Annotated in this window: 5 protein-coding genes; 3 read left to right on the top strand and 2 right to left on the bottom strand. The window is 69.2% G+C overall.

What is annotated here, in order from left to right; translation table 11 throughout:
• A partial coding sequence (locus ACGFNK_RS45710) for an acetyl-CoA carboxylase biotin carboxyl carrier protein subunit (protein ID WP_393427348.1) occupies positions 1-158 on the top strand: 158 nt, incomplete at its 5' end.
• A 144-nt stretch (positions 159-302) separates the two neighbouring features.
• Here ACGFNK_RS45710 and ACGFNK_RS45705 read toward each other — a convergent pair.
• The gene (locus tag ACGFNK_RS45705; protein WP_393427345.1) at positions 303-1,253 is read right to left on the bottom strand and encodes a DeoR/GlpR family DNA-binding transcription regulator; all 951 of its coding nucleotides are present in this window, start codon (positions 1,251-1,253) and stop codon (positions 303-305) included.
• A gap of 167 nt (positions 1,254-1,420) precedes the next feature.
• Positions 1,421-2,869 carry an NAD(P)H-quinone dehydrogenase gene (locus ACGFNK_RS45700; RefSeq protein ID WP_393427342.1) on the bottom strand — a complete coding sequence of 483 codons (1,449 nt, stop codon included), beginning with the start codon at positions 2,867-2,869 and terminating at the stop codon, positions 1,421-1,423.
• A 96-nt stretch (positions 2,870-2,965) separates the two neighbouring features.
• On the opposite strand from ACGFNK_RS45700, the gene ACGFNK_RS45695 reads away from it, so the two are divergent.
• The gene (locus ACGFNK_RS45695; protein WP_386351019.1) at positions 2,966-3,403 is read left to right on the top strand and encodes a gamma-glutamylcyclotransferase; all 438 of its coding nucleotides are present in this window, start codon (positions 2,966-2,968) and stop codon (positions 3,401-3,403) included.
• 230 nt (positions 3,404-3,633) lie between these two features.
• A complete protein-coding gene (locus ACGFNK_RS45690; protein ID WP_386351022.1) occupies positions 3,634-4,458 on the top strand; it encodes a purine-nucleoside phosphorylase in 825 nt (274 codons plus the stop codon).
• Positions 4,459-4,625: the final 167 nt, after the last annotated feature.

The raw sequence follows: 4,625 nt of genomic DNA, 5'->3' as shown, positions 1-4,625 counted from the left end.
GCCAGGAGGTCAACGAGGGCGACCTGATCGTCGTCCTGGAGGCCATGAAGATGGAACAGCCCCTCAACGCCCACCGTTCGGGCACCATCAAGGGCTTGAGCGCGGAGATCGGCGCGTCGGTCACGTCCGGTGCGGTGATCTGCGAGATCAAGGACTGAGGCGTACGCCTCGCCTCCGGCGGTTGGGCGGGGCGCCTACCGGGTGGGTGGGTTCAGTTCCTTGGCGACTGCGACCAGCCACAACGCACCCGCAGCCGGCAGCGAGCCCCGAACCACCCAACCCGGAAGCCGCCCGGCAAGGCGTCAACGTCGGCGCATATCCGCAACCCGCGCCCGCTCACCCTGGGACTGGTCCCCGAGAACCGCCGCGGTGCTCCGCAACTGCGGCCCCCCACCGGGGACTTGGCCCCTACGCGGACTGGGAAGCGGCACATCCCGGCGGGGCGGCTGCCGCCCCGCCGGTCCCGCACCGCCCGAGCCGGCAACAGCGATCTGCACCCCCTGGTCGGCCAGGGCCTGCAACTCGGTGGCCGCGCGGTCGTCATGGGCGGGCGGCTCGTCCGTGACCAGGCGCGTGATCACATCCGTCGGCACCGTCTGGAACATCGTGTCGGTACCGAGCTTGGTGTGATCGGCGAGGACGACGACCTCCGCGGCGGCCTGCACCAGGGCCCTGTCCACGCTGGCCGACAGCATGTTGGAGGTGGACAGGCCGCGCTCGGCGGTCAGTCCGCTCCCGGACAGGAAGGCCCGGGAGACCCGCAGCCCCTGGAGGGACTGCTCGGCCCCGCTCCCGACGAGGGCGTAGTTGGAACCGCGCAGGGTGCCGCCGGTCATCACGACCTCGACGCGGTTGGCATGGGCCAACGCCTGAGCCACCAGTAGGGAGTTGGTGACGACGGTCAGCCCGGGCACCCGCGCGAGCCGGCGGGCCAGCTCCTGCGTGGTGGTACCCGCCCCGACCACGATGGCCTCGCCCTCTTCGACGAGACTCGCGGCGAGATCGGCGATTGCCGTCTTCTCGGCGGTCGCGAGATGTGACTTCTGCGGAAAGCCGGACTCCCGCGTGAACCCGCCCGGCAATACCGCACCGCCATGCCGGCGGTCGAGGAGTCCTTCTGCCTCCAGTGCGCGCACGTCCCGCCGTACGGTCACTTCAGAGGTCTGGACGACGCGGGCGAGCTCACGGAGCGACACGGCCCCGTTCGCTCGCACCATTTCGAGGATCAATTGGCGACGTTCTGCAGCGAACACGAAACTGACAGTAACCCCAACGACCGTCTGCTTTCAGCAGTTTGCGCCGAATAACAGAAGTTGTTCGCACGCCAGCAGGGAAAGTGGTATACGCGTCCGCTCCCGCCGTCCACGGCGCCCGAAGAAGCGGCAACTCCCCGTGACCAGCGAGGAGTTACTTCCGGCCGTCAGGCGTCGAGCTCGGTCTTCCGGGTGTGCAGCTGGCGCGCCACCTCGGCGATCGAGCCCGAAAGGGATGGGTACACGGTGAAGGCGTTCGCGATCTGTTCGACGGTCAGGTTGTTGTCGACCGCGAGCGAGATCGGATGGATCAGTTCCGAGGCGCGCGGCGAGACGACCACACCGCCGACGACGATCCCGGTGCCCGGCCGACAGAAGATCTTCACGAAGCCGTCCCGGATGCCCTGCATCTTGGCGCGCGGATTGCGCAGCAGCGGCAGCTTCACAACCCGGGCGTCGATGACGCCGCCGTCGACGTCCGCCTGTGAGTAGCCGACGGTCGCGATCTCGGGGTCGGTGAAGACGTTCGAGGACACGGTCTTCAGGTTCAGCGGGGCGACCGCGTCACCGAGGAAGTGGTACATGGCGATACGGCCCTGCATCGCCGCCACGGAGGCGAGCGCGAAGACTCCGGTGACGTCACCGGCCGCGTACACCCCCGGAGCCGTCGTCCGGGACACCTTGTCCGTCCAGATGTGCCCGGAGTCCTTCACCTTGACGCCGGCCCCTTCGAGCCCCATGCCATGGCTGTTGGGGATGGCGCCGACGGCCATCAGACAGTGCGAGCCGGTGATGACGCGACCGTCGGCCAGCGTCACCTCGACCCGGTCGCCCACGCGCTTGGCGGACTGGGCTCGGGAGCGCGCCAGGACGTTCATGCCACGACGCCGGAACACGTCCTCCAGCACGCCCGCGGCATCGGAGTCCTCACCCGGCAGCACACGATCACGGCTGGATACGAGCGTGACCCGCGACCCGAGCGCCTGATAGGCACCGGCGAACTCGGCGCCGGTGACACCGGAACCGACCACGATGAGCTCCTCGGGCAGCTCGTCGAGGTCGTACACCTGGGTCCAGTTCAGGATCCGCTCGCCGTCCGGCTGCGCGTCGGGCAGCTCACGGGGGTGTCCACCGGTGGCGATGAGCACGGCATCGGCGACGAGCGTCTCCTCGCTGCCGTCCGCGGCCCGCACCACGACCTTCCGGGACCCGTCCAGGGCCTGCTGACCGTCGAGCCGCCCGCGACCGCGCATGACTCGCGCCCCCGCCCGCGTCACGGATGCGGTGATGTCGTGCGACTGGGCGAGCGCGAGCCGCTTCACCCGGCGGTTGACCTTGCCGAGATCGACTCCGACCACCCGGGCGGGCGTATCGATGTGCGGAGTGTCGTCGGCCACAATGATGCCGAGTTCCTCGTACGAGGAGTCGAAGGTGGTCATCACCTCGGCGGTCGCGATCAACGTCTTCGACGGCACGCAGTCGGTGAGCACCGACGCACCGCCCAGGCCGTCGCAGTCGACGACGGTTACCTCCGCGCCGAGTTGGGCGGCCACCAGGGCCGCCTCGTATCCGCCGGGTCCGCCACCAATGATCACGATCCGAGTCACGTACTCCATTGTCCCGTACGCCCCACGGTGCTTCCGCCCGGGGGCCTGCTCCGGGTGCCTCTGTTACAGGAGAGGCTCGCGCGTCGCTGCCGTACCCTCAACCCCATGTCGCTCTACGCCGCATACGCCGGCAATCTCGACCCGCGGCTCATGACGCGCCGGGCCCCGCATTCACCGCTGCGCGCCACCGGGTGGCTCAACGGCTGGCGGCTGACCTTCGGCGGCGAGCACATGGGCTGGGAGGGCGCGCTCGTGACCATCGCGGAGGCGCCGCGCTCGCAGGTGTTCGTCGCGCTGTACGAGGTCGCTCCGCTCGACGAGGACTCCCTGGACCGCTGGGAGGGTGTGGGCCTCGACATATACCGGCGGATGCGGGTCCGTGTGCACACGCTGGAGGGCGAGGAGCCGGCGTGGGTGTACGTGCTGAACGGCTATGAGGGCGGGCTGCCTTCGGCGCGCTATCTGGGGGAGATCGCGGACGCGGCGGAGTCGGCAGGGGCGCCGCACGACTATGTGATGGAGCTGCGGAAGCGGCCCTGTTGATTCAGGGGCGTGGCTCTGGGGCGTTGGTTCTGGGACGTCGGTTCTGGGACGTCGGTTCTGGGGCGTTGGTTCTTTGAGTGCGGGGCAGTGCGGCAGCAGATTCTTCCGGGGGTGCGCGGCAGAGTTCCCGGGCTGCGTCGGCTCAGAAAAGACAACGATAAAGACAACGATCGCGAACCTGTGACCCTCAGCATCTACGCGCGTAGGCATCGACCAGCTACCCTCATCGCGTGAACGCTTCTCTTCTTCCGGACGACATCCAGGGCGACCCGTACGCCGCCGCCGACGCCGCCGCCTCGCGCCTGCGCGAGCTCACGGGCGCCGAGACCCACGACGTCGCGCTCGTGATGGGCTCCGGCTGGGCACCGGCCGTGCACGCCCTCGGTGCCCCCGAGGCCGACCTCCAGGTCACAGAGCTGCCCGGGTTCCCCCCGCCGGTGGTCGAGGGTCACGGCGGCAAGATCCGCTCGTACCGCTTGGGCGACAAGCGGGCGCTCGTCTTTCTTGGCCGCACCCACTTCTACGAGGGGCGCGGCGTCGCCGCCGTCGCGCACGGCGTGCGTACCGCAGTCGCCGCCGGGTGCAAGACGGTTGTGCTGACCAATGGCTGCGGGGGGCTCCGCGAGGGGATGCGGCCCGGTCAGCCGGTGCTCATCAGCGACCACATCAACCTCACGGCTACGTCGCCGATCGTCGGCGCCAACTTCGTCGACCTGACGGATCTCTACTCGCGTCGGCTGCGCGCCCTGTGCAAGGAGATCGACGCGTCTTTGGAGGAGGGGGTGTACGCGCAGTTCCCCGGCCCGCACTACGAGACGCCGGCGGAGATTCGGATGGCTCGGGTCATCGGGGCGGATCTGGTGGGGATGTCGACGGTTCTGGAAGCCATCGCTGCGCGGGAGGCGGGGGCGGAGGTGCTGGGCATTTCGCTGGTCACGAATCTTGCCGCCGGGATGACTGGGGAGCCGCTGAACCATGAGGAGGTTCTGCAGGCGGGGCGGGATTCGGCTGCGCGGATGGGGGCGTTGTTGACGCAGGTGCTGGATCGAATCTGAACCCTTTGGGTTCGTTGTTTTGTGCGGGTGCGTTGTGGCTGGTCGCGCAGTTCCCCGCGCCCCTGGGGGGGTGGTGGGTCGGGGCCGTGGGCCGGTGCGTCAGCCCGTCGCAGGGTGGGCATACGGCCCTTCGTCTGACACAGGGCGCAGGTGGCCTGAGACAGAAC

The sequence above is a fragment of the Streptomyces sp. NPDC048825 genome (assembly GCF_043198355.1).
GTDB classification, from domain to species: Bacteria; Actinomycetota; Actinomycetes; order Streptomycetales; family Streptomycetaceae; genus Streptomyces; species Streptomyces xiangluensis.
The sequence above is the reverse complement of the archived record's forward strand: the minus strand, read 5'-3'. Positions and strand labels throughout refer to the sequence as shown.

Coding starts and splice junctions, on each gene's coding strand:
- ACGFNK_RS45700 (WP_393427342.1), bottom strand. CDS start 2,869: ATGGAGTACGTGACTCGGATCGTGATCATTGGTGGCGGACCCGGCGGA.
- ACGFNK_RS45695 (WP_386351019.1), top strand. CDS start 2,966: ATGTCGCTCTACGCCGCATACGCCGGCAATCTCGACCCGCGGCTCATG.